The organism is Flavobacterium sandaracinum (assembly GCF_004349135.1).
Classification (GTDB): Bacteria; Bacteroidota; Bacteroidia; order Flavobacteriales; family Flavobacteriaceae; genus Flavobacterium; species Flavobacterium sandaracinum.
The window spans coordinates 92,159-118,720 of sequence record NZ_SMFN01000012.1; the positions used below are offsets into that span (position 1 = coordinate 92,159).

General features: G+C 33.7%; 20 protein-coding genes. 8 read left to right on the forward strand and 12 right to left on the reverse strand.

The genetic code is table 11. The annotated features are described in order from the left end of the window. Nucleotides 1–58: 58 nt before the first annotated feature. A complete protein-coding gene (gene pheT / locus E0F91_RS11205; protein WP_132066625.1) occupies nucleotides 59–2,479 on the forward strand; it encodes a phenylalanine--tRNA ligase subunit beta in 2,421 nt (806 codons plus the stop codon). A gap of 123 nt (nucleotides 2,480–2,602) precedes the next feature. On the opposite strand, the gene E0F91_RS11210 is transcribed toward pheT, so the two are convergent. The 6 genes from E0F91_RS11210 to lon all read right to left on the reverse strand — a co-directional run bounded on the left by E0F91_RS11210 (nucleotide 2,603) and on the right by lon (nucleotide 11,492). Further along, nucleotides 2,603–3,157: a fasciclin domain-containing protein gene (locus tag E0F91_RS11210; protein ID WP_132066626.1), complete on the reverse strand. Its 555-nt coding sequence runs from the start codon at nucleotides 3,155–3,157 to the stop codon at nucleotides 2,603–2,605. 368 nt (nucleotides 3,158–3,525) lie between these two features. Further along, the gene (rpsA, locus tag E0F91_RS11215; RefSeq protein WP_132066627.1) at nucleotides 3,526–5,304 is read right to left on the reverse strand and encodes a 30S ribosomal protein S1; all 1,779 of its coding nucleotides are present in this window, start codon (nucleotides 5,302–5,304) and stop codon (nucleotides 3,526–3,528) included. Nucleotides 5,305–5,662: 358 nt separating this feature from the next. After that, nucleotides 5,663–7,039, reverse strand: coding sequence for a nucleoside permease (locus E0F91_RS11220; protein WP_132066628.1), 1,377 nt, complete (start codon nucleotides 7,037–7,039; stop codon nucleotides 5,663–5,665). Nucleotides 7,040–7,119: 80 nt separating this feature from the next. Beyond that, complete coding sequence (gene cmk / locus E0F91_RS11225) at nucleotides 7,120–7,815, reverse strand: (d)CMP kinase (RefSeq protein ID WP_132066629.1); 696 nt, start codon at nucleotides 7,813–7,815, stop codon at nucleotides 7,120–7,122. Nucleotides 7,816–7,852: 37 nt separating this feature from the next. Further along, on the reverse strand, nucleotides 7,853–8,872 hold the full coding sequence (porQ, locus tag E0F91_RS11230) for a type IX secretion system protein PorQ (protein ID WP_132066630.1): 1,020 nt from the start codon (nucleotides 8,870–8,872) through the stop codon (nucleotides 7,853–7,855). A 169-nt stretch (nucleotides 8,873–9,041) separates the two neighbouring features. Then, nucleotides 9,042–11,492 (reverse strand): endopeptidase La, encoded by a 2,451-nt coding sequence (lon, locus tag E0F91_RS11235; RefSeq protein WP_132066631.1) that lies wholly within the window; start codon nucleotides 11,490–11,492, stop codon nucleotides 9,042–9,044. A 306-nt stretch (nucleotides 11,493–11,798) separates the two neighbouring features. On the opposite strand from lon, the gene E0F91_RS11240 reads away from it, so the two are divergent. From E0F91_RS11240 to E0F91_RS11255, 4 genes are read left to right on the forward strand one after another with little or no spacing between them, the layout of a single operon-like run. Then, nucleotides 11,799–12,353, forward strand: a complete 555-nt coding sequence (locus tag E0F91_RS11240) for an RNA polymerase sigma factor (RefSeq protein ID WP_132066632.1) — start codon at nucleotides 11,799–11,801, stop codon at nucleotides 12,351–12,353. Further along, the gene (locus E0F91_RS11245; protein WP_132066633.1) at nucleotides 12,350–12,886 is read left to right on the forward strand and encodes an anti-sigma factor; all 537 of its coding nucleotides are present in this window, start codon (nucleotides 12,350–12,352) and stop codon (nucleotides 12,884–12,886) included. The genes E0F91_RS11240 and E0F91_RS11245 overlap by 4 nt, the downstream gene beginning before the upstream one ends. Then, on the forward strand, nucleotides 12,870–13,931 hold the full coding sequence (locus E0F91_RS11250; RefSeq protein ID WP_132066634.1) for a hypothetical protein: 1,062 nt from the start codon (nucleotides 12,870–12,872) through the stop codon (nucleotides 13,929–13,931). Before E0F91_RS11245 ends, E0F91_RS11250 begins: the two co-directional genes overlap by 17 nt. Before the next feature lie 16 nt (nucleotides 13,932–13,947). After that, nucleotides 13,948–14,682 (forward strand): head GIN domain-containing protein, encoded by a 735-nt coding sequence (locus E0F91_RS11255; RefSeq protein ID WP_132066635.1) that lies wholly within the window; start codon nucleotides 13,948–13,950, stop codon nucleotides 14,680–14,682. Between the two features lie 34 nt (nucleotides 14,683–14,716). Here E0F91_RS11255 and E0F91_RS11260 read toward each other — a convergent pair whose 3' ends face one another. The 6 genes from E0F91_RS11260 to E0F91_RS11285 all read right to left on the reverse strand — a co-directional run bounded on the left by E0F91_RS11260 (nucleotide 14,717) and on the right by E0F91_RS11285 (nucleotide 24,417). Beyond that, nucleotides 14,717–16,042 (reverse strand): MFS transporter, encoded by a 1,326-nt coding sequence (locus E0F91_RS11260; RefSeq protein ID WP_132066636.1) that lies wholly within the window; start codon nucleotides 16,040–16,042, stop codon nucleotides 14,717–14,719. Nucleotides 16,043–16,236: 194 nt separating this feature from the next. After that, complete coding sequence (locus E0F91_RS11265) at nucleotides 16,237–17,052, reverse strand: M48 family metallopeptidase (RefSeq protein ID WP_132066637.1); 816 nt, start codon at nucleotides 17,050–17,052, stop codon at nucleotides 16,237–16,239. Between the two features lie 88 nt (nucleotides 17,053–17,140). After that, nucleotides 17,141–19,540 carry a glycoside hydrolase family 31 protein gene (locus tag E0F91_RS11270; RefSeq protein WP_132066638.1) on the reverse strand — a complete coding sequence of 800 codons (2,400 nt, stop codon included), beginning with the start codon at nucleotides 19,538–19,540 and terminating at the stop codon, nucleotides 17,141–17,143. 197 nt (nucleotides 19,541–19,737) lie between these two features. Next, nucleotides 19,738–21,645: a 1,4-alpha-glucan branching protein GlgB gene (glgB, locus tag E0F91_RS11275; protein WP_132066639.1), complete on the reverse strand. Its 1,908-nt coding sequence runs from the start codon at nucleotides 21,643–21,645 to the stop codon at nucleotides 19,738–19,740. Nucleotides 21,646–21,718: 73 nt separating this feature from the next. Then, entirely contained in the window at nucleotides 21,719–22,999 is a 1,281-nt protein-coding gene (locus E0F91_RS11280; protein ID WP_132066640.1) for a glucose-1-phosphate adenylyltransferase, read from the reverse strand. Continuing rightward, the gene (locus E0F91_RS11285) at nucleotides 22,996–24,417 is read right to left on the reverse strand and encodes a glycogen synthase (protein ID WP_132066641.1); all 1,422 of its coding nucleotides are present in this window, start codon (nucleotides 24,415–24,417) and stop codon (nucleotides 22,996–22,998) included. Before E0F91_RS11285 ends, E0F91_RS11280 begins: the two co-directional genes overlap by 4 nt. A 190-nt stretch (nucleotides 24,418–24,607) precedes the next feature. On the opposite strand from E0F91_RS11285, the gene E0F91_RS11290 reads away from it, so the two are divergent. The 3 genes from E0F91_RS11290 to E0F91_RS11300 are packed head-to-tail and all read left to right on the forward strand — an operon-like array spanning nucleotide 24,608 to nucleotide 26,548. Then, a complete protein-coding gene (locus E0F91_RS11290; RefSeq protein ID WP_132066642.1) occupies nucleotides 24,608–25,474 on the forward strand; it encodes an alpha/beta hydrolase in 867 nt (288 codons plus the stop codon). Nucleotides 25,475–25,509: 35 nt separating this feature from the next. Next, on the forward strand, nucleotides 25,510–25,899 hold the full coding sequence (msrB, locus tag E0F91_RS11295) for a peptide-methionine (R)-S-oxide reductase MsrB (RefSeq protein WP_132066643.1): 390 nt from the start codon (nucleotides 25,510–25,512) through the stop codon (nucleotides 25,897–25,899). Between the two features lies 1 nt (nucleotide 25,900). Beyond that, complete coding sequence (locus E0F91_RS11300) at nucleotides 25,901–26,548, forward strand: endonuclease III domain-containing protein (RefSeq protein ID WP_243698883.1); 648 nt, start codon at nucleotides 25,901–25,903, stop codon at nucleotides 26,546–26,548. Nucleotides 26,549–26,562 lie beyond the last annotated feature (14 nt).

The following is a 26,562-nucleotide window of genomic DNA, read 5'->3' on the forward strand; positions in this document are numbered from 1 at the left end:
AATTGTTTCTTACTCCAACCTGCAATCCTTATATTTGCAATCTTGAAAAAAACACAAAATGAAAATATCTTACAACTGGTTAAAACAATTCATCAAAATAGACTGGAAATCCGATGAAACTGCTGCATTACTTACAGATTTAGGTCTGGAAGTAGAAATAGTAGAAAAATACCAATCCGTAAAAGGTGGATTAGAAGGTATTGTTGTAGGGCATGTTCTCACCTGCGTCCAACATCCCGATGCGGACAGACTAAAAATAACCACCGTAGATTTAGGCAACGGTGTTCATGTGCAAATTGTTTGTGGAGCCAATAATGTTGCAGCAGGTCAAAAAGTACCGGTCGCTACTATTGGAACTACATTATACGACGCAGCGGGAGTTGCTTTTTCGATAAAAAAAGGTAAAATACGAGGACAGGAAAGCCACGGAATGATTTGTGCAGAAGATGAAATTGGTCTAGGTGAAAGCCATGACGGTATTATGATTTTAGACGATGCATTAGTGCCGGGAACCCCTGCTTCAACCGTATTTAAAATTGAAAATGATGAAGTTTTTGAAATTGGACTTACACCCAATCGTGCTGATGCCATGAGTCACTTAGGAACAGCTAGAGATTTGAGAGCTGGACTTTTACAGAGTGGTGTAAACGTAGAATTAATCACCCCATCCGTTAGTAATTTTAGAGTAGATAAAAGAACTTTGAAAATTGACATAGATGTAAAAGAACCAAAACTTGCCCCTCGTTATTGCGGTGTAACTATTTCAGGGATCGAAGTCAAAACATCTCCTGCCTGGTTGCAAAACAGATTGAAAGCAATTGGATTAAATCCAAAAAATAATATTGTCGATGTTACTAATTATGTTTTGCATGAATTAGGACAACCACTTCATGCGTTTGATGCTGCAAAAATTAATGGTAAAATAATTGTACAAACGCTTCCTGCTGGAACGAAGTTCACTACCCTTGATGATGTGGAGAGAACTTTACACGAAGAAGATTTAATGATTTGTGACGAAAAAGGACCTTTATGCATTGCCGGTGTTTTTGGTGGTAAAAAATCGAGTGTTTCTGAAAATACGAGCTCTATTTTCTTGGAAAGCGCCTATTTTAATCCTGTGAGTATACGTAAAACAGCTAAAAGACACCAGCTAAACACCGATGCTTCTTTTCGTTTTGAAAGAGGAATTGACCCTACTATTACAGAATATGCCTTAAAACGTGCTGCGTTATTAATACAAGAAGTAGCAGGTGGAGAAATTACATCTGACGTTTTTAATGTATATCCAAAAAAAATAGAAGATTTTAGCGTTTTCTTAAACTTTAGTAAAGTCGCAAAAATTATTGGAGAAGAATTACAAAAAGATACGATAAAAAAAATATTAGTTTCTTTAGATATCAAAGTAAATAGCGTCTCAGATGCTGGTTTGGGATTAACAATTCCTGCATACCGCGTTGATGTACAAAGAGAAATAGATGTTATAGAGGAAATATTAAGAGTTTATGGCTACAACAACATTAATTTTTCTAAAAAACTACATGCCACGGTTTCTAATTCGCCTAGAAACGAAGATTACAAAATACAAAATGTGATTGCCACACAATTAAATTCTCAGGGATTCAATGAAATGATGGCAAATTCATTAACTACTGCATCTTACGTTGGACTTTCAGAGGATTTGAATCCAACAAACAATGTGACAATGTTAAATCCCTTAAGTGCTGATTTGTCTACAATGCGACAGTCCTTGCTATTTTCAGGATTAGAAGCCGTATCGTATAATATCAATCGTAAAAATGCCGATTTGAAATTATTCGAATTTGGAAAAACATACCATAACTACCTTGCTGGTTACGAAGAAAAAAAGCATTTAAGCTTATTCCTTACTGGTAGCAGAAATCAGGAAAACTGGACAGCAACTCAAAAACCTTCCGATTTCTTTTTATTTAAAGGGTTTACCAATGGAATTCTTTCTCGTTTAGGAATTCAAAAAACACAAAATGTACCAGTTACTTCTGATGTATTTTCTGAAGGGATTGCAATTAGCGTTGGAAACGAAATTCTAGTAGAATTAGGAGTAGTAAAAAAATCAATTTTAAAACATTTTGGAATCAAACAAGAAGTGTTTTATGCAGATTTTAATTGGAACTTAATTTTGAAATTACTTTCAAGCAAAATAAAATACACTGAAATTCCTAAATATCCAGAAGTTCGCAGAGATTTGGCTTTATTGATTGACCAAAGTGTAACTTATGATCGTATTTACAGTATTGCCTGTCAAACGGAGAAAACATTGTTAAAAGACATTAATTTATTTGATGTGTATGAAGGACAAAATCTTCCAGAAGGCAAAAAATCGTATGCGTTGAGTTTCACTATTCAGGACAATTCAAAAACACTAACTGATGTTCAAATTGATAAAATTATGAGCAAGTTGCAAAAGAATTTTGAAACTGAACTTGGAGCCAGCTTACGCTAGTAACTTTATAAAACATATAAAATCCCAATTCTAAAATTAGAATTGGGATTTTTTTATACAAAAAAACCCCGCATTTAGCGAGGCTCTTAAGACTAACAAAATATCAACCTCTAATTCTAAAAGTTATTGTTTAGGTAATACTACAGCATTAATTACGTGAATCACACCATTTGATTGGTTTACATCTGCAATTGTGACTTTAGATTTTCCACCATTCTCATCAGTAATATATAAGTCTTTCCCTTTCATCCAAGCAGTCAAAGTTCCACCACTTACTGTTTTCATTGTTGCTTTTCCATTGCCCATTTTAATAGCTTTTGCTATATCGGAGGCATTCATTTTTCCTGCAACAACATGATACGTAAGTATAGTTTGTAACATTTTTAAGTTTTCTGGCTTTAACAAGGTAGTTACAGTTCCAGCTGGCAATTTATCAAATGCTGCATTTGTTGGAGCAAAAACGGTGAATGGTCCTTTACTTTGTAATGTTTCAACTAAACCAGCTGCTGTAACTGCTGCTACTAAAGTGGTATGGTCTTTTGAGTTTACAGCATTTTCAACAATGTTTTTAGACGGATACATAGCAGCTCCACCAACCATTACTGTTTTTTGAGCAAAAGAAGTTACTCCAAATACTAATGCAAATAATGCAATCGATAAAAATTTTCTAGTTTTCATAAAATCTGTTTTTTTAAGTTATATAAAGTCATTTACGCACTACAATTGCTTTTGGTTTTAAAAAAAAGAAAGTATTTTATAAATTACTGATTTACAATAAATTAAAGCCAAATATTTTTTTATATTTCTATAAGAATTTAACGTGTAAAATAGCCCCGATTGAAGTAAGTATCCTTTTTATTGTGCTTTTGAAAGTTTCAAATACAAGATAAATGTGCTGCACAATAAAAAGATACTGCGAAAAGCGGGAGGAATAGTGAATTGAAAAATCAATTATGATGCTCCTAAATATTAAAACATCAATTTATAAAGCAAAAAAAAGCCTCACATTGCTGTGAGGCTTTCTCTATTTAAAAAATTTCAAGAAATTATTTTTTCTCTGATTTTTCCATTTTAGCTTTCAATGCTGCTAAAACATCATTGTTGTCTCCTAAAGTTGCAGCTGGTGCATTTGTAGATGATGCAGATGAAGTATTTTCAGTTGCAGTTTTCACATTTTTCTCTTCTTCTTCACGGAAGATAGCAGTGTGAGAGGCAACTACTCTTTTGAATTCTTTATTAAATTCGATTACTTTGAAATCAGCTGATTCTCCTTTTTTCAATTTCTTACCGTCTTCTTTTTCAAGGTGACGAGTAGGAATGAAAGCAACGATATCATCTCCGAATTCTACAGTAGCTCCTTTGTCAACGATTTCAGAAATTTCACCGTTGTGGATCGTTCCTACAGCGAAAGAACCTTCATACTGATCCCAAGGATTAGCAGTAGTTTGTTTGTGACCTAAAGATAATTTACGTCCATCAACATCTAATTCTAATACTACTACGTCTAATTTTTCACCAACATTTACAAATTCAGATGGATGTTTGATTTTCTTAGTCCAAGATAAGTCAGAGATGTAAATTAATCCATCAATTCCTTCTTCTAATTCTACGAAAATACCAAAGTTTGTAAAGTTTCTAACGATACCTGAATGTTTAGAACCTACAGGATATTTAGAAGTGATATCAGTCCAAGGATCTTGAGACAATTGTTTGATACCTAATGACATTTTACGGTCATCTCTATCTAAAGTTAAGATAACTGCTTCAACAACATCACCTACTTTTACGAAATCTTGAGCAGAACGTAAATGAGTAGACCAAGACATTTCAGAAACGTGTATTAAACCTTCAACACCTTCAGCAACTTCGATGAAAGCACCGTAATCAGCGATTACAACTACTTTACCTTTTACTTTGTCTCCAATAGCTAATTTAGCATCTAGAGCATCCCAAGGGTGAGCGTTTAATTGTTTCAATCCTAATTGAATTCTTGTTTTCTCATCATCGAAATCAAGGATTACAACATTTAATTTTTGATCTAATTCAAGAACTTCAGATGGGTGGTTGATTCTAGACCAAGAAAGGTCAGTAATGTGAATCAATCCATCAACTCCACCTAAGTCAATAAAGACACCATAAGAAGTAATGTTTTTAACAACACCTTCTAATACTTGTCCTTTTTGTAATTGACCGATGATTTCTTTTTTCTGGATTTCGATATCCGCTTCAATAAGCGCTTTATGCGATACAACAACATTTTTGAATTCGTGGTTGATTTTCACAACTTTAAATTCCATCATTTTGTTTACATATACATCGTAATCTCTAATTGGCTTAACATCAATTTGAGATCCTGGTAAGAAAGCTTCAATTCCGAAAACGTCCACAATCATACCACCTTTAGTTCTGCATTTTACAAAACCATTAACGATTTCTCCTGTTTCGTTAGCCGAAATAACTCTATCCCATGATTTGATAGTACGTGCTTTTCTGTGAGATAATACTAATTGACCCGTTTTGTCCTCACGGATGTCAATTAATACTTCAACAGTATCACCTACTTTTAAGTTTGGGTTGTAACGGAATTCGTTCAATGAAATAACACCTTCCGATTTTGCGTTGATATCAACGATAACGTCTCTATCTGTAATTCTAACAACTGTACCATCAACCACTTCTTCTTGATCTGTAGCGATAAATGTTTTTGAAACTAGTTCTTCGAATTCTAATAAGTTTTTCTCATCAACAGCATCAATACCTTCTTCGAAATTGTGCCAGTTAAAATTTGCTAAAAACTCTTCTTGTGATTTTACTTGTTCAGACATGCTGATTAAAAATTTGTATTCTGTATTCTCTCGAGTTTCTTGATGTGTTAGAAAACAGCAGAAGTTGTTTGTATAATTAATTGAACCCCAAAGGAAACTCTTATTCACCTAAAGGACTGCAAAAGTAACACAATTATCTTAAATAGCAAAATATTTATAGTATGATAATACGTTGATTATTAGGAGCAGACATTTTGCGATTTTCAAGACCTCTTTTCCCGCTTTCCGCTGTATCCACGCCCAAAAGCGTGGGATGCCGCTTCACTCGGGGCTATTATACTTCAATTGGTTTTTCAACACAAAAAAACCCGATACCTATTTTTCAGTTATCGGGTTCTATTTATTTTCCTGTCACTTTTTAATGACTTATATTTTCAACATCCAAAGGATTGTGTTTGTGTTTGAACAGTACCGCAAAGGCTACTGCAATCACCAACGCATAAATTGCAAAAGCCAGCCAAATTGTATGCCAGTCTTTCATTAAAATTACTTTGCTGAACAATCCATCAGCTCCTATCGTATTCCCTTGACCAGAAACAAATTCTAACATTTTTGAATTTGTCGTTTCTGTTTCCAGAAAACCAGCTAAATCTGTAGTGTTACTAAATGATTTAGTGAAATATTTATCAATTGCCCATCCTGAAGTAAAACTCCCTAAAACGGCACCAAAACCATTGGTCATCATCATAAACAAACCTTGCGCCGAAGAACGATTTTTTGAATCTGTATTCGTTTCTACAAATAATGATCCAGAGATATTAAAGAAATCAAATGCCATTCCGTACACCACACAAGACATAATAATCATCCACAATCCGCTTGTTGGATTTCCGTAAGCAAATAATCCAAAACGCAATACCCAAGCCAGCATACTAATCAACATCACTTGTTTGATACCAAAACGTCTTAAAAAAAAAGGAATCGCAAGAATAAACAAAGTCTCAGAAATTTGAGAAATGGACATGATAATGGTTGAATATTCCACTACGAAAGAATCTGCATATTTTGGAAAATGTTTAAATTCATCCAAGAAAACATCTCCGTATGCATTTGTTAATTGTAGCGCCCCTCCTAAAAACATAGAGAAAACAAAAAATAAAGCCATTTTATAATCGGCGAATAACTTGAAAGACTCTAATCCTAATGTTTCCATTAGCGACGCATTTTCCTTTGATAAACGTTGTGGCTTACATTCTGGTAAAGAAAAAGAATAAATTCCCAATACCACAGCGGCTAAACCTGCTATGTAAAACTGATATTCTGTTGCTTTATTTCCCGTTAAATTAGTAATCCACATGGCTACAATAAAACCGATCGTTCCCCACACCCGAATAGGCGGAAAATTTTTGATTACATCTTTATTGTTTAATTTTAATGCGGTATATGATATAGAATTGCTCAAAGCAATCGTTGGCATATAAAAACACATGGCCAAAAGCATAATGTAAATAAAAGTTTCAGGAGTGGATACTTGTGGAATGTAGAACAGAACCGCAGCATATAAAATATGAAGAATTCCATATAATTTCTCCGCATTTACCCATCTGTCAGCGATAATTCCAGTAAGTGTAGGCATAAATAAGGAAGCAATTCCCATCGTTCCAAAAACTAATCCAAACTGAGTTCCTTCCCAATTCTTGGTGCCAAACCAATAATTTGCAATGGTAATCAACCAAGCTCCCCAAACAAAAAACTGAAGAAAGCTCATTATTACCAATCTATTTTTAATTCCCATGAGATGAATTGTTTTTTATTTTTTTTTTAAAAAAATTAGCAAGGCGTAAATCTACTATTAAAAATGAAATCTGCAAATAATTATATCGCTTTAGTAATTTCATTTACCAATTCTAAAACAAGCTCAAATTGTTCCTCACGATTCAAATGGGAATTATCAATTTCAATCGCATCGTCTGCCATCACTAAAGGAGAATCCTCCCGATGTGTATCAATGTGATCTCGCTCTTCAACATTTGCCAAAACTTCCTCAAATGTCACGGGGTCACCTTTTGCTACCAATTCATCATAACGCCTTTTTGCTCTTGTGGTTGCACTGGCGGTCATGAAAATTTTGAGCTCAGCATTGGGAAAAACGACCGTACCAATATCCCTTCCGTCCATAACAATTCCTTTGTCTTTTCCCATTTCTTTCTGTTGTTCCACTAATTTGGCTCGAACTTCAGAAACTTCAGCTACTTTGCTGACAAAACTAGAAACTTCAATCGTTCTAATTTCGGTTTCAACGTTCACATCATTTAAATACATTTCGCCAAAACCCAAAACTGAATTAAATTTGAAGTGCAATTTTATATTTGGCAAGCTGTTTATCAATGTTTGTATATCAAAATAATCCGCATTTATGTAGCCGTTTTGCATCGCAAAAAATGTCACGGCACGGTACATCGCTCCCGTATCTACATACACATATCCCAAATGATTGGCGAGTTGTTTTGCTAAAGTACTTTTTCCTGTAGAGGAAAAACCGTCAATGGCGATAGTAATTTTTTTATTCAAAATATAAAATTTAAAGTTCTTTTTTATGTCAAAATTTTTACTGGAAATTAATCGTCAGTCCAAATAAGCTTGTATTTCCAGCTAATGTATATCTGGAATACGAATAATTGAATTTCAGTTTGTTTAATTTGAGTCCGAAACCCAATGAAACTCCGGAAAAATTGCGCTGCTCTTCTAACCGTAATTCCTCTGCTCTTCTAAAATTATATCCCAATCGCAAATTGAATGCTTTTTTAGGAAAGAGTTCAACGCCTACAATCACATGTCGCAGTGCGTTATTTACAAATGATACTTTTTCTTCGGTCGATTCCCCATTAAAGGAGGATGATCCTCTTACTGGATTTGAAAAAGCGATATTCCATTGCTGTAAATTTTCTAAAGTAAGATGCCACCGAATAGGAACGTTTTCTAATTCTTGCGAAACTCCAGCAATAATTTCGATTGGTAGTTTTTCACGAACACCATTATAAGTTGAAAACTGAGTTCCAATATTTCGAATTGCCAACGCCCAGTTTACATCGTTTTTTTCATCAATAAACAAAGCGCCAATGTCTAAAGCTCCGCCAAAAGAATGATAGCTTTCCAAACTGGAAGAAATCAGTTTTGCACTCGCTCCTATATGAATATCAGTGTAAGGAATATTGTAAGCATATCCTAATGACAGCGCTATTTCGCTTCCTGTAAATGCAGATGTAGGCTGACCATTTTCATCAAAACCTTCAAAATTACCGTAGTTTACATAATTTACACCAGCCTGAAAAGTTTGCAAATGGCGGTCATAAGTATACGCATATGAAGCAGTTCCATATGTAACTTCCCCAAAATAACTTCCATAATTCAAAGCCAGATGGTTGTCCATTTCTGCGTTTATGGTTGCGGGATTAAAATGAGCTTGATTGACATCATCATCATAGATTGTAATTACTTTTCCTCCCAAGGCTGCCTGTCGAGGCGAAGTGACTAAATTCAAAAACTGATAGGTATACTTTCCTCCTATTTGACTGTAAGAAACAGCACAAATAATCAGGAAACAGTATAGTAGAAGTTTTTTTAACATGCTTTAAATTGCAGTTGGTGTAAAATAAAAACGCAACTGCGAAGATAAAATTATAAATACAATAAATGGCAACTTTGAAACTCGTAATTGCAAATAAAAAATCCAAATTCCATCTCTTGAAAATCAAGTTTTGAAATTTGGACTATTATGATTTAGAAGTTGTAATTTATTACAAATCCTTAGCGTTTTTTACTTTCTGATCGGTTAAAGCAAATTTTAATACTTCGCTCATTTCCTTCACATAATGAAAAGAAAGTCCTTCTAGATACTCTGGTTTTATTTCATCAATATCACTCTTATTTTCATGACACAGAATAATTTCTTTAATATTCGCTCTTTTGGCTGCCAATATTTTTTCTTTGATTCCGCCTACTGGCAACACTTTTCCACGCAACGTGATTTCTCCTGTCATCGCTAAGTTTTTCTTGACACGTTTTTGTGTAAACAATGAAACTAAAGACGTCAACATCGCAATACCAGCACTTGGACCGTCTTTTGGAGTAGCTCCCTCCGGAACGTGCAAGTGAATATTATATTTAGAAAGAATTTCTGAATCCAATCCTAAAAGTTTTGCATTGGCTTTAATATATTCTAAAGCGATGGTAGCCGATTCTTTCATGACTGTACCTAAATTTCCGGTAATAGTCATAATTCCTTTTCCAGGAGAAAGCAACGATTCGATAAATAGAATATCACCACCAACAGAAGTCCAAGCCAAACCAGTTACCACACCGGCAACATCATTGTTCTCGTATTTGTCTCTTTCTAATCTTGGAACACCAAGCGTTTTTATAATATCTTCGTCCGTAACTTTTTTGTTATATTCTTCTTCCATCGCAACTGATTTAGCTGCATTACGGATTACTTGAGCAATTTTAGCTTCCAAACCACGAACACCAGATTCACGGGTATATCCTTCAACAATTTTTTCTAATTGTTTTTTTCCAATGGTTAAATGTTTGGTCGTTAAACCATGTTCTTTCAATTGTCTTGGAAACAAATGCTGACGCGCAATTTCTACCTTTTCTTCAATGGTGTAACCTGACATTTTGATGATTTCCATTCGGTCTTTCAACGCAGGTTGAATTGCACCCATATTATTAGAAGTCGCAATAAACATCACTTTAGATAAATCATATCCCATTTCAAGGAAATTATCATAAAAAGAATTGTTTTGTTCCGGATCTAAAACTTCCAATAATGCCGATGAAGGATCACCTTGATTACTGTTTGATAATTTGTCGATTTCATCCAAAACAAAAACTGGATTTGATGTTCCTGCTTTTTTCAAACTTTGAATAATACGCCCCGGCATAGCACCAATATAGGTTTTTCTGTGTCCACGAATCTCTGATTCATCGCGCAAACCACCTAATGAAATACGCACATATTCTCTACCTAAAGCCTCTGCAATAGAACGACCAATAGAAGTTTTACCAACTCCAGGAGGTCCTGTCAAGCAAATAATAGGCGATTTCATATCATTACGCAATTTTAAAACTGCCAAATGTTCAATCATTCTTTTCTTCACATCTTCAAGCCCAAAATGATCTCTATCTAATATTTTTTGAGCACGTTTCAAGTCAAAAATATCTTTAGAATACTCGTTCCAAGGCAATTCTAAGAACAACTCTAAATAGTTTCTTTGAATTCCAAAATCAGGCGCTTGCGGATTCATACGACGCATTTTTGACAATTCTTTATCAAAATGCTTTTTAGTTTTCTCATCCCATTTCTTGGTTAGAGACTTCTGTACCATTTCCTCTATTTCCTCTTCTTGAGAAACACCACCCAGCTCTTCTTGAATGGTTTTCATCTGCTGGTGCAGGAAATATTCTCGTTGTTGTTGGTCTAAATCAAAACGAACTTTAGATTGAATATCATTTTTCAATTCGAGTTTTTGCAACTCAATATTCATATAACGCAACGTCTCTAAAGCTCTCTCTTTTAATTCATTAATCGCTAGTAAATCTTGTTTCTCTTTAACTGATAAATTCATGTTTGAAGTAACAAAATTGATCAAGAAAGATTGACTTTCGATATTTTTGATAGCAAAGGTTGCTTCGCTAGGAATGTTTGGACTTTCTTTGATAATTTGAATCGCTAATTCTTTCACGGAATCCAGAATAGCTACAAACTCGGTATCATTTTTTTTCGGTCGCTTTTCAGGAACCTCTTTGATTTTTGCAGTTAAATATGGAGATTCTTCAACGATATCGTCAATTTCGAAACGCTTTTTACCTTGAAGAATTACAGTAATATTGCCATCAGGCATTTTTAGCACACGTAAAATTCGAGCAACAGTACCTATTTTATGAATATCATCTTTCGTTGGATCTTCATCTTCCTCGTTGATTTGAGCAACGACACCAATTGTTTTTCCAGCTGCATTGGCGTCATTAATCAATTTGATTGATTTATCACGTCCTGCAGTAATTGGTATTACAACTCCAGGAAATAAAACCATATTTCGCAATGGCAAGATCGCTAATAATTCAGGTAATGCCTCATTATTCATTTCCTCCTCATCCTCGGGAGTCAAAAGTGGAATTAAATCTGCTTCCGAATCAAATTCCTGAAGTGACAGATTGTCAATAGTAAGTATTTTATGATTTGACATATATTATTTAAGTCTTTTTGTCATTAAAAAAATTATTCTTGAAGCAAATATAAGGTTTCAAAATAGTCTTTTAATATAAAAGCATTGTTTAATCCTCAAAATTTGCATGACGGTAAAAGAGTCAATCTTTGTGCCAAAACAAACTATCTTTAACCAATTTTTAATCAGAAAGTAAAAATACAGGCTATTAAAACAGCTACAAATTAATAACTCAGGAACAATAAAATGAAAATTTTAGTTTTATTTTTATAAAAATGTAACAATGAAAAAAATAACAAGTCTTTATACTAAATTACAAGCAGCTGTTTGAATGTAAACCAATACAATATAGAAGAATTGATTTTGCTCTGCAAGCAAAAAAATCAAAAAGCACAATGCGAAATTTACAATCGCTATGCAAAAGCCATGTATAATGTCTCGCATAGAATTGTAAAAGACAGCCATTTTGCTGAGGATGTGATGCAGGAGAGTTTCTTGAAAGCATTCAGTCGTATAGAAGATTATAAACAAGAAGTAGCTTTTGGCGCTTGGCTAAAACGAATTGTGGTGAATTGCAGTATTGATTTTTACAAGAAAAACAATCAATTTAAATTGGAGGATTTTGATACAACATTGTATAAAATTGAGGAAAAGGAATCCACTTTAACTGATAGTACACATTTCAATGAGTTAAAAGTAAAACAGATTTTAGAGGTTATCAACTCTTTGAAATACAATTACCGAATGGTTTTAACGCTATTTTACATAGAAGGATACGACCAGGAAGAAATTAGCGAAATTTTGAACATTAGTTATGCCAATTGCAGAACTACATTAAGCAGAGCCAAGGATTGTTTGCGAAAAAAACTAGAGGAAATATGAAAAAGGAAAATAAAAAACTAGATCAATTATTTGAAAAATTTGAAAATCAATGGGACATCGAGACTCTTGAAAGTAATCATGAGAAACGATTTATACAAAAATTAAAATCCAAAAAATCAAAGTGGAAACGCTTCGTGTCTATAGGTATTGCTGCTTCTATCGTCCTAATGTTAGGTCTTTCATTCATTTATAATACACCCAAGAAAACGGAAGAATTGCAATTTGCGTCTAAAGAAACCAAACAAACGGATTCGATTTTTACTGTTTTAATTGAAAAGGAATTAGAAAAAATAAAAGAAAAAAAATCACCTGAAAACGAAAAAATAATCGCTGACGCACTCAAACAAATGCGAACATTGGACAACGATTACGACAAAATAATTAAGGAACTTGAAACTAATGGAGAAAGTAAACAGATTATTTATGCAATGATCAGTAATCTTCAAACGCGGATTTCTTTTTTGCAAAGCGTACTACAACATATTGAAAATAAGGAACAAATAATAAAAATAGCTGATGAAAAAACAATGTAAAATACTAATTTTATTTATTTTGGTTCCAATTTTTGGATATGCAATCGATAATGATTTCCTGCATTCAAAAGAAAAAAATATTAAAAAAGCGTATTATGTAAATCCTGACGCTACGCTTTCGATTGACAATTCGTACGGTACGATTTCAGTAACTACTTGGAACGAAGACAAAATTGAACTTGGTATTAGTATCAAAGTGAGTGGCGATAATGAGAATTGGGTCAACCAACGTATAGAAACTATTGCTGTTGACATAATCGCTCTGAAAGGAATGATTTCTGCCAAAACAATTCTAGGAAATTCCAGCTTCAAAGGTCAAGGCAAAAACAATAGTTTTGAGATAAATTATATGCTAAAAATTCCCAGAAATGGAAGTGTAAAACTCAATAACAAATACGGTAATATCAATACCACTGATTTATTTGCAGAAGCGGATATTAAATGTAAATATGGAAAATTAACCTTGGGGAGATTGTCTGGAAACAGCACTATTCAAATGGAATATTGCAATAACTCGAGTATTGAATTTCTAAAAAATGGAATGGTTACTGCTAAATATTCGAATCTAAAAATTAGCGAAACAACTAAGCTCGATTTAATTTCGGATTACACAGATATCGAAATTGAGCAAAGTGATGCTATTAAATACAACAGTAAATATGGTAAAATCAGAATTCAAAATGTAAAAACCCTCGACGCAACAGGAAATTATTTGACGATAAAAATTGGAGAAGTCTTTGATTATTTAAAACTGAACACAAAATATAGCTCTTTAGCCGTTCAATCCATAAATGCTAAGGCAAATTCGGTTACTGTAGTTGCGGGATATACCGGAATTAATATTGGATACGCTACTAATTTTGCCTTTGATTTTAATGTGCTTTTAAAATACGCTACCTTTAAATATGATTCTGATTTAGAAATTGATTCTAAAGAAGAAGTATCAAATTCAAAAAAATACAGCGGTTTTCACAAGAAAAAAGGACTTAATAATTTGAGTATAATTTCAGATTATGGAAACGTAACATTAACTAAAAACCAATAACCAAAGAACAACACTTATGAAAAAATCAATTCAATTATTTGTCAGTTGCGCAGTATTAATGACGTCGATAGCTCAAGCGCAATGGTCCTCAAAATCAAAAATAAATGGTAATGGAACTTTAGTATCCGAAAAAAGAACGACATCCGCCTACGATGAAATTGCTGTAATAGGCTTTTTTGATGTGGAATTAGTTTCGGGTAATGAAGGCAACATAACTGTAAAAGGAGAAGAAAATTTACTGCCTTACATCAAAATTGAAGTGGTCAATAAAGTTTTGAAAATTTATGCAGAAAAGAACAAATACATCAGCAGCAGCAAAGGGAAAGAAATTATTATAACTGTTCCTTTCGAAAGTATTAATCAAGTTTCTTTAACCGGTTCTGGCGATGTATTGACTAAAAATCGCATCCAATCAAAATCATTTTCAGCTAAATTAATTGGCTCTGGCGACCTGAATTTAGAAGTAGAAGCGGATGATATAGACGCAAATTTAAGTGGTTCCGGAGATTTAAAACTAACCGGTACAGCGGTAAATTTAAACAGTAATCTTAACGGATCAGGTGATATAGATGCTGCTAACTTAAAAGCTAAAAACGTAACAGCAACCGTTTCTGGATCAGGAGACAATACAGTTTTCTGCAGTGATAGCCTTCATGCAAGAGTTTCTGGTTCCGGAGACATTGAATACAAAGGCGATCCAAAGAAAAAAGATACCAAAGTGACAGGCTCAGGTACTATTTCAAAAGCTTAATTTAGAATTTAGCATGTTATAGCAAGGTGTTTTATTAATTTAAAACACCTTTTTTTGGCACTCTTTTCAATAATAAAACAGCTATTACAAAAAACACTCCCAAAAATACGATAGCAAGTCTTGGGCTTCCAGTAATCTGATCAATAATTCCATAGACTAACATTCCAATTACGATTCCAATTTTTTCAGCAACATCATAAAAACTAAAAAAAGACGCTGTATCCTGCGTTTCTGGTAATAATTTAGAATACGTAGAACGCGATAGAGCTTGAATTCCTCCCATTACCAAACCTGCAATTGACGCCATTATATAAAAATGAATGGGTAAAGTAATAAAAAATGCAAGTGCACAAAAAACAGCCCAAATACAATTAATGAAAATCAAAGTTGGAATATTACCAAATTTTTCTGATGCCCTTGAAGTTAGAACCGCACCAAGAACCGCTACTAATTGAATGATTAAGATACAAATAATTAAACCCGTTGTACTCTCCGCTTTAGAAGACCAAGCAATTTCTTGTGCACCAAAGTAAGTGGCAACTAGCATTACTGTTTGTACAGCCATACTTGAAACAAAAAAACCTCCTAAATATCGTTTCAATGCAATATTTTCTTTTAACAAAATCCAGACCTTTTTTAACTCTTTAAAACCATTTAGAATAACATGATGCGTTACTTTACGGTCACTATTTTTATTTCCTTTTGGTAAAAAATAATAGGTGTACTGACTGAATAAAATCCACCAAACTCCCACCATTACAAAGGAATATCGCATGGCTTTCATAGCTGCTTCACCATCAGTTCCAGAAATCCCAAAAAGCTTGGGCTTCATAATCATCGCTAAATTGACAATCAATAAAATTACACTTCCGATATATCCCAAAGAATATCCTTTGGCACTAATTTTATCTTGCTGCTCTACATAAGCAATATCAGGCAAATAAGAATTATAAAAAACTAAACTTCCCCAATACCCAATCAATCCTAGAAAATAAAATGCCAATCCGAGGTAAATATTGTCCAGATTGAACCAATACAATCCCATACAAGACAAAGCTCCCAGATAGCAAAAGAATTTCATAAATACTTTTTTATTCCCAACATAATCTGCAATTCCAGATAATAACGGCGAAATAAAAGCAACTAATAAAAATGCAAAAGCAGTCACGAAACTAATTAAAGCGGAATTTTTTAGATGCAAACCAAAAACATCAATATAATGATCTCGTTCAGAAAATAAAGCCTCATAAAAAATTGGGAATACTGCAGATGCAATAGTAAGTGTATAAACGGAATTTGCCCAATCATAAAAAGCCCAAGCATTCAATAATTTTTTACTTCCTTTAGGTAAATCAGCCATGTATATTTATTTATGTTGCGAATTTATTTAATTTTCGCTGATAAAATTCAAAAAACAACTTTTTTTGATTGTAACAACTAGCGTATGAATTACAAGGTATTAAAACGAGTAAAATTTTAAAACGAAAAAAGGCTACTCTCACTCGAGAATAGCCCATTTAGATGTTCAATAAAGAACACTATAATTTCAAATTGTTATTTGTAAATAATACCAACTTTAGCAGCTAAAGCTTTAGATTCTGGAATTAATGCTTTCAAATTTGCAATTCTTGTTGCATCAGAAGGGTGTGTACTAAAAAACTCTGATGGTGCTTGACCTGAAGATTGCGCAGCCATTCTAGACCAGAAATTAATCGATTCATCTGGATTATATCCTGCAATTGCCATTAAAGTAAGTCCAATTTTATCTGCTTCCGTCTCGTGATTCCTACTAAAAGGTAGCATTACACCATATTGTGAACCCATACCATACGCTTGACCCCATATTTGTTGGGTTTGTTCACTTTTTCCTCCAGTAGCTACAGCAACTCCTACAGCTCCTAATTGTTGTAATTGAGAAGCACTCATACGTTGCGCACCATGATTTGCTAAGGCGTGAGAAACTTCATGACCCATTACAGTTGCTAAACCTGAATCATTCAATGTTACTGGTAAAATTCCGGAATAAACAACAATTTTCCCTCCTGGCATACACCAAGCATTTACTTCTTTATTATCAATCAATTTGTATTCCCAACGGTAATCCGCTAAATATTGTGATTGACCTAAATACGTTAAATATTTTTCGGCTGCAGCTTTAATTCGTATTCCTATTGCTTCCACTTTTCTAGCATCTGCAGTTCCGGTAATTACTTTATTTTCCTTTAAAAAAGTACCATATTGTTGAAATGATGTTGGAAACAATTCACTGTTAGAAACAAAATTTAAACTTTTCTTCCCTGTAATTGGATTAGTTGCGCAAGAATAAACCAATCCTGCTGCAAAAATCCCTATTAATAAATGCTTTTTCATAATTTTAAATATTTAATATTTAACAAAAATACACGTATTATAAAGTTTAATGTTTACATAATTAAATATAAAAGTTTCAACTTTATTGTTATTCTCCAATAATGTGCAATGCCGTAAACTCCTTATCAACAATTAAATAGCCTTCTTTCTCTAAAGTGTTTTTGTCAAATGACACCTCTACATTATCAATTTCAATCGTTTTTACTTTAAAGGGTAATCCTATGAGATTAATTTTATACTTAGAATAATTTGTATCATATTTTCCTTCTTTGTGCAATTGAATAATCAATTCATTTTCCTTACCAGTGGTTTTAAAGGATAAGAAGCTGTATCTTCCTTTTTTGTAATCATAACCATCTTGAGCATCTTCGTAGACTACTGATTTTTCTTTTCCTTCTTTGTAGTAAATATCTAAAGTCAGCTCATCAAATTCTAACTCTCCCACATATTGTTGTACAGGATATTTAGGAATAATTGCTCCCGCTTTCACAAAAATTGGAATTTGATCAAATTTAGTATCTACCCAAATTTCCTTTCCTCCTTTTACTTTTTCATTCGACCAATAATTATACCATTGTCCACGAGGAATATACATTCTTCTTCCTAAAGAATTTGGTTCTAAAATTGGACAAACTAATATCTGATTTCCAAAAACAAATTCATCATTTCTGTAATGCGTTTGAATATCTTCTTGATCATAATAAACTAATGGTTTCAACATAGGAATTCCTTCCTCAATGTATTGCCAGAACATAGTGTATAAATAAGGTAATAATTGATACCTTAAATTGACGAATTTCCTGGTGATATTAATAACCTCTTCGTCAAAAGCCCAAGGTTCTTGATCTCCATGATCTCCTGAAGAGTGCGTTCTGCAAAATGGATGGAAAACGCCCAGTTGAATCCAACGTGCGTATAATTCTCCAGAAGGTTGTTCTGCAAATCCTCCAATATCTGATCCAGTGAAACCCATTCCCGAAATTGACATGCGTTGCACCTGAATATTGGCTATCCATAAATGTTCCCAAGTAGCCACATTATCTCCAGTCCAGGACGATGTGTAGCGTTGCGCACCTGCATAAGCTGATCTCGTAATTACAAAAGGTCTTTTAGGATACGCAAATCGTTTCACACCATGATACGTTGCTCTTGCCATTTGCGTACCATAAATATTGTGTGCTTTCCTATGACTGCAAGGGTTTCCATCATAATCGTGGCGCACATCCATGGGAAACGTTTTATTAGGAACTTCCATAACGGCAGGTTCGTTCATATCATTCCACACTCCTTTTACCCCAATATCTGAAATCAATTCTTTGAATAATCCTGCCCACCATTCTCTTACCACAGGATTCGTATAATCCGGAAAGTTACATTCTCCCGGCCAAACTTTCCCTTTCATGTAAGGACCGTCAGCTCTTTTACAGAAATAATCTTTCTCTAAAGCTTCTTTATAAATTGAATATTCTTTATCGATTTTTATTCCCGGATCAATAATCACGACAGTTTTGAAACCATCTTCGGCAAGTTCAGCCACCATTTTTTTAGGATCAGGAAAATATTCTTTGTTCCAAGTGAAGCATCGAAAACCTTCCATATAATCTATATCCAAATACAAAGCATCACAAGGAATTTTTAATTCTCTGAATTTGGCAGCAACTTCTTTCAAATTACTTTCCGGATAGTAACTCCATTTACATTGGTGATATCCAAGTGCCCAAAGCGGCGGTAGCTCTGGTTTACCCGTCAAATGGGTATAAGTTGTAACCACATCCTGCATTTCAGGACCGTAAATGAAGTAATAATTCATTTCTCCTCCTTCAGCCCAAAAACTGGTTACATTTCTTCTTTCGTGACAAAAATCAAAATAGGTTCTAAAAGTATTATCAAAGAAAATACCATACGATTGTTTGTTTTGTAATCCAATATAAAACGGAACTACTTTGTACAAAGGTTCTTGGTCTTTTTGAAAAGCATACTGATCCGTGGCAAAATTTTCCAGTCTCTTACCCTTAAGATTCATTTGAGTTGCTTTATCGCCAAGTCCGTAAAAGCATTCTCCATCTTTAGAAGCTTTACTCATTTTTACGATATTACCACCATATTCATAGCTTTCTTCCCAATGAAATCCAAGTTCATCTTCTAAAATAATAGTGTCCTCTAAATCAAAAATTGACAATCGCATGTCATTTTTTTGAATCCTGCACTTTACTTTACTGGTTTTAATCTGATAATAATCGGCTACTTCTGATATTTCCAGATGATTGTACCCATGGGAATGATTTTTATCTACTGCATAAGAAAAATCATTGCTAAAATATCCTTTTGTAGTAAACCTAAACCGAATTAAACTATCTCTTAAAACCGTTACTTTTAATATGACACTATTATCTGTATGAAAACTTATCGAATCAACTTCATGTTCAAAAGAGACTATTTTAGTAGGATATAAATCTCCTTTATATTCTAATTCTGTATTTGTAATCATATTTTATGGTATTTACTTTGATCTTAATCTAAAATTCAAACTTACAAATTTAGTTTGTAAACGGTTAAATTTGTGAGTTTTATTAACGATAACGTTATAGTGTATTTCAATCTAGCAGTTAAAACTATATAATAATGGTTTCCATAATAAATGAAAACCATTATCTATTCTTAATCAACAAAAAAACAATTTTGTACTTATGAAATTTTAAATACAGTAACGCTTAAAGGTGGCAAAAGTAATTCTGTTGAATAATCTCTTCCATCGTACGGCATTGCTTCAATTGCAATTTTTTTAGCGTTTGAAACGCCGCTTCCTCCATAATTGGAAGCGTCACTATTAAAAATTTCTGTCAATTTTCCTTTTTTGGGCAAACCAATACGATAATTAGAACGTACTATTTGCGTAAAATTACAAACTACAATGACGTCATTTTTTGGATCATTTCCTTTACGTATGAAAGACATAACCGCATTTTGATGATCCGAGTAATTGATCCATTCAAAACCATCTGCACTAAATTGTTTTTCATGTAAAGCAGGCTGATTTTTATATAGTTTATTCAAATCAGTTATTAATTTTTTGACTCCGGAATGAAAAGGATATTGCAATAAATGCCAGTCTAAACTTCCTTCAAAATTCCATTCGCCACTTTGTCCAAATTCACTTCCCATGAACAACAATTTAGTTCCGGGATGCATAAACATATAGCCATAGAGTAATCGGAGATTCGCAAATTTCTGCCATTCATCACCGGGCATTCTTCCTGCAATAGATTTTTTTCCGTACACTACTTCATCATGCGAAAGTGGTAGCATAAAATTCTCCGAAAAAGTATAGGTCATCGAGAAAGTCAAATCATTTTGATGATACTTTCTATAAACAGTGTCTTTCTGAAAATATTCTAACGTATCATGCATCCAACCCATCATCCATTTCATACCAAAACCTAAACCACCAATGGACGTAGGTCTAGAAACCATAGGGAAAGACGTGCTTTCTTCGGCGATGGTTTGTACGCCTTCATAATTAGAATAAACAGCTTCATTAAATTCTTTCAGAAAACTGATCGTATCCAAATTTTCTCTTCCACCGTAAATATTAGGTTCCCACTCGCCATCATCTCTGGAATAATCCAAATACAACATCGAGGCAACAGCATCTACACGCAACGCATCGGCGTGATAATTATGCAACCAAAACAACGCATTACTGATTAGAAAGGAACGAACTTCATTTCGTCCATAATTGAAAACTAAACTTTTCCAATCAGGATGATATCCTTTTCTACGATCCGGATGCTCAAAAAGATTTGATCCATCAAAAAACCCTAAACCATGCGCATCATCCGGAAAATGTGAAGGAACCCAATCCAGAATTACTCCAATTCCGGCTTCGTGTAATTTGTCTACCAAATGCATAAACTCTTGCGGATTCCCAAAGCGGGATGTTGGCGCAAAATATCCCACTAATTGATATCCCCAAGACGGATCATAAGGATATTCCATGATGGGCATAAACTCAACATGCGTAAATCCGGTTTCTTTAATGTAGTTTACCAAATCTTCTGCAAATTCCAGATAGGTCAAAAATCGATTTTCCGTTGTATGTCGCTTCCACGATCCTAAATGGACTTCGTAAACGGAATAAGGTTTGTCCAAACCATTATGATTTTGACGCGTCTCCATCCACTTTTTGTCTTTCCACTTATACTCTAAGTCCCAAACAACTGATGCCGTATGCGGTGGTTTTTCACAGTAAAAAGCAAAAGGATCAGCTTTCTCCGTTACAATACCTCCGTTATTAGATTGTATTTTATATTTATAGGTTGTCCCTTTTTTGACATTTGGAATAAAACCTTCCCAAATACCTGATGAATCCCAACGAACTTCTAAAAGATGTTCGCCTTGTGTCCAAAAGTTGAACTCTCCAACCACTGATACCGAATGAGCGGTAGGAGCCCAAACTGCAAAATAAACGCCATCTACTCCGTCAACTGAAATAAGATGTGCACCAAGTTTTTCATACAGGCGGAAATGTTTCCCAGCTTTAAATAAATCGATGTCAAAATCGGTAAAAAGAGAATGCGTAATAACTTTACTCATATAACAATTGTATAATTCTACTTTTTATAAACAGAATAGAATATTATTTTTTCAGAAAAAACAGTTTAAAAATTTATTTTATGATATAATTATCTGGTATAATTGCTCCTTTTTTAATGACAACAATTCCGTCTTTTATGGCATACAACTCATTCGAAAAATCTTCTAAATGACTGCCGCCACTAATGTATACATCATTCCCAATTCTGCAATTTTTATCCACGAGAGCATTGCTGATAAAACATCTTTCTCCAATTCCCACCAGTTGTCTCCCTGTTCTTAGATCTTCATTCATATCATCAATATTCTGATAAAAATCATTCCCCATTACATAACAATTTTGAATGATGCTTCCCTCGCCAATTCTAGATCGGATCCCAATCACGGAACGATTAATTTCTTTTGCATTCAAAATACAACCTTCCGAAATCAATGATTTATCAATCATTGTTTTTTGGAATTTTGATGGTGGAAGTAATCTAGGTCTGGTGAAAATTTTATTATCGTTATCGAATAAATTAAATTTTGGTAAGTCATCGGTTAATCCAATATTAGCTTCAAAAAAGGAATCAATATTACCAATATCTGTCCAATATCCTTCATATTGGTAACTTAAAATCTTTTTGTTTCCTACAGCCTGCGGAATAATTTCTTTACCAAAATCTTTTGTTTCTTTATTGGACATAATATCCATCAATAATTTTCTATTGAAAATATAAATTCCCATGGAAGCCAAATAATGTTTGCCTTCGCTTTTCATTTGATCACTTACATTTGATTCCCAATCTGGTAATAATTCCTTCGCTGGTTTTTCAATAAAAGATTCAATACAACTTTCGGAGTTTGTTTTCAAAATTCCAAATTCAGGCGCATCTTTTGCATTCACAGGTAATGTCGCAATGGTAATATCAGCTTCTCTCTTGATATGTTCCTCTACCATATCGTTAAAATCCATTTGGTATAACTGATCTCCGGAAAGAATCAAGGCATAATCAAAATCATGATTCAAGAAATGAGGCATACATTGTCTTACGGCATCTGCAGTTCCTTGAAACCAAGTTGGGTTATCAGGCGTTTGCTCAGCTGCTAGAATATCAACAAAAGCATGACTAAAAATACTAAAATTATACGTGTTTTTTATATGCGCATTTAGGGAAGCCGAATTAAATTGTGTCAATACAAACATTCTGTAAATATCTGAATTCATACAATTTGATATCGGAATGTCGACTAATCTGTATTTTCCTCCTATTGGTACAGCCGGTTTTGATCTTGATTCTGTCAAAGGATATAATCTGGAACCTTGTCCTCCACCTAAAATAATTGCAATTACATTTTTCTTTTTGGCTTTCATTTCTTGTTAATTATTAGTTTGTACATTTCTATATATTCCTGACAAACACGCTCCCAAGAATGGTCCGTGTTCATTCCTGTTTTTCTGATTGTATTTAGATGTTTTTTGTCTTCATATAAATTGACTGCTCTCTGAATCGAATAACAAATATCTCCTACTGTGGCTTGATCATGACAAATCCCATTTCCGTCATCTCCAAAATCAATAACAGTATCCTTCAACCCTCCCGTTCTTCTTACTATAGGAATTGTTCCATAACGCAAAGAATACATTTGATTCAAACCACAAGGCTCGACCCTTGAAGGCATTAATAAAAAATCAGAACCCGCATAAATTAAGTGAGCCAATTCTTCATTATAACCAATAAATGTATTGTAATTCCCTTTATAATCGTGTAACAAACTATTCAACTGATTTTCTATGGCAGTATTTCCTGAGCCTAAAATCAAAATATTTATTTGCTGATAATTCTCTGATAATGCAAGAGCGGCGGCATGTGGCAATAAATCCCCTCCTTTTTCTTCTAATAATCTTCCAATGAAACTAAAAAGTGGTTTTGTTGGATCTAAATTAAAAAGGCTACACAATTTTTCTTTATTTTGTTGTTTCCCTTTTTCAAAATTTTTAATAGAATAGTTTTTTTCCAACATCATATCCTTAGCCGGATCCCAAACCTCAATGTCAATTCCGTTCAGAATTCCTTTGGATTTATAGCGAACCAAATTGAATAAGGACTCTAAACCATTTGAAAAATAATTAATTTCGTTCAAATAACTTGGCGAAACCGTAGTTACAGCCCCTGCACATTTTACGGCAACTGCCAATGAATTAATGCAATTATCCCACTCTAAAACTTTTACATGAGCCAAATCAAATTCGGGTAAATAATATAATTTATCAAATCCAAACTGCCCTTGGTACAAGCCATTATGGATGGTGATCATAGAAGGTGTATTGCGGATTTTTTCGTATTTATGACAATATAGCATCATAAACGGAATTAAACCTGTATGATGATCGTGACAATTGATAACATCTGGAGCATCTTCTCTGGCAATAATCCAATCTAATGAAGCAATTTGAAAAGACAAAAATCGTTCAATATCATCTTTGTATCCATAAACATCTTTTCTATCAAACAATTCTGGAATTTCGACCAAGTATAATTCAAAACCAAGGTAGTCGGTTTTTTCTTTTAAAATACTGAAAGGAAAATTAAAATTCCCCAATTTTACATGCCCCCAATGCACACATTCAAAATGGTTTTCTTTTTTAAATTTAGTATCATAACAAGGCATAACAACTCTTACTAAATTGCCCGCATTATTTTGATATTTTGGCAATGCGCCGACTACATCAGCTAAACCGCCTACTTTTGCAATAGGGTAACACTCTGCACTGATATGAAATATTTCCATATAAAAATTTTGCTTTTTAATTAATTATTAGAAAGAAGCGTCAACTGCTTTATTTCTTACATTTCCTGAAAGTATTAAATCTGTTTTTATGCTAATACCAATTAAAACCTTTTAAAAAATACTACATTTATGTTTTTCTAAATTTAGTGAAAAAATTATAAAATAGTAACCCGCTTGAAAATTTATCATAATGACAAAAAAAAGTTCTATTCATACACAATCGTTGAAAATTCCTAAGATTATTTTATTAACCAGTAAATTAATCTCTTTTATTTCACCAAAATTAATTACATTATTTGCTGCTAAACTGTTTACTACACCTATAAAACATAAAATTCCAAAAAGAGAATTAGAAATGGATCGCAACAGTCTGCAAAAATTAGTTTCGATTCCTGAAATTGGCAAAGAAGTTGTTGTTTACGAATATGGCAATAGCGAGAAGAAAGTTTTATTGGTACATGGCTGGTCAGGGCGTGGAACGCAATTATTCAAAATAGCTGATGAATTGCTTAAAGCTGGTTATTCAACTGTTAGTTTTGATGCGCCAGCGCACGGAAAATCTCCAGGAAAAGACACCATAATGGTCGATTTTATCGCGACAACATTAGAAATAGAAAAACAATTTGGTCCCTTTGAAGCTGCAATCGGTCATTCATTAGGTGGAATGTCGGTTTTAAATGCAATAAAAAAAGGTTTAAAGGTGAATCATGCCGTAGTTATTGGTAGCGGCGATATCGTTGAAGATATCATCGATGATTTTGTGGCAAAATTAGGACTCAAACCAACTGTCAGTACTCTTTTACGTTTGCATTTCGAAAAAAAATACGGAGAGAAAATGAACAGTTATTCTGCTTTTTTGGCTGCGAAAGAAACTGCGATTCCAGTTTTAGTAATTCATGATAATAATGATCCTGAAGTTCCCGTAAAAGCAGGAATTCATATCCATAAACATCTAAAAAATGGGGGGTTACTATTAACCGATGGTTTGGGGCATCGCAAAATTCTAGGTAGTCTTAAAGTAATTGAAAAAACGGTTCAATTCATTCAAAATAAATAGAATACAACAATATATAATTAGTAAAAAAATAAATCATGAAATATCCTCTAGAAAAAACCGAGCAAGAATGGAAAGAACAATTGGGAGAAGAACGCTACCGAATTCTTAGACAAAAAGGAACAGAGTACCCACATACAGGAACTTATAATTTACATTACGAAAAAGGAACTTATTGCTGCGGTGCCTGCGGAGAACCTTTATTTGAGAGTAATTCAAAATTTGATGCTCATTGCGGTTGGCCTTCCTTTGACGAATCTATTCCTGGAAAAGTAGAATACATTTCTGATGTTTCTCATGGCATGAAACGTACTGAAATCTTGTGCGCTAATTGTGGCAGTCACCTTGGGCATGTTTTTGATGACGGACCTACTAAAACAGGACAACGCTATTGCATAAACTCTTTATCCGTAGATTTCAAAGAGTAATATGATGGACTTATTTGGGAATTCTACTGATTGGGCTGGAAATCTAAAACCTATCGTAACGAAATATAAAGGAAGACAACATCCGCTGGAATACCATAATTTGTACCACCTTATGGTAATGGTGGTACTTTCGGCCCAAGATTCCGATGCTAATATTAATAAAATTGCTCCTGCTTTATTTGACGCATATCCAAATATGGAAAGTTTAGCCGTTTCTAATGAGGGAGCATTATTTCCGTATATTTCTAAAGTGAGGAATTTTGGAACCAAAGCAATTTGGCTTTTGGAAATAGCTAAAACTATTCAAAAAAACGATAAAATCCCACTAACAATGGAAGGTTTAGTTGCTTTAAAAGGCATTGGAAGAAAATCAGCGAATGTCATTCTCCGCGAAGCAAAAATTCCAGCAGAAGGAATTATGGCTGATTTACATGTCATTAGAGTGGCTCCCAGAATTGGATTAATCACAGAAACCAATGACGGAATTAAAGCCGAAAAACAGCTCATGCAAGTGCTTCCAAAAGAAATATGGGGCGAAATTGGGATGGCTATTTCATTTTTGGGAAGAGAAATATGTAGACCACAACCCAAATGTCCCGAGTGTCCTATTAACTCTATTTGCGAGTTTTATAAAAAAACAAAAGGGTAAAAAGTACATCACTT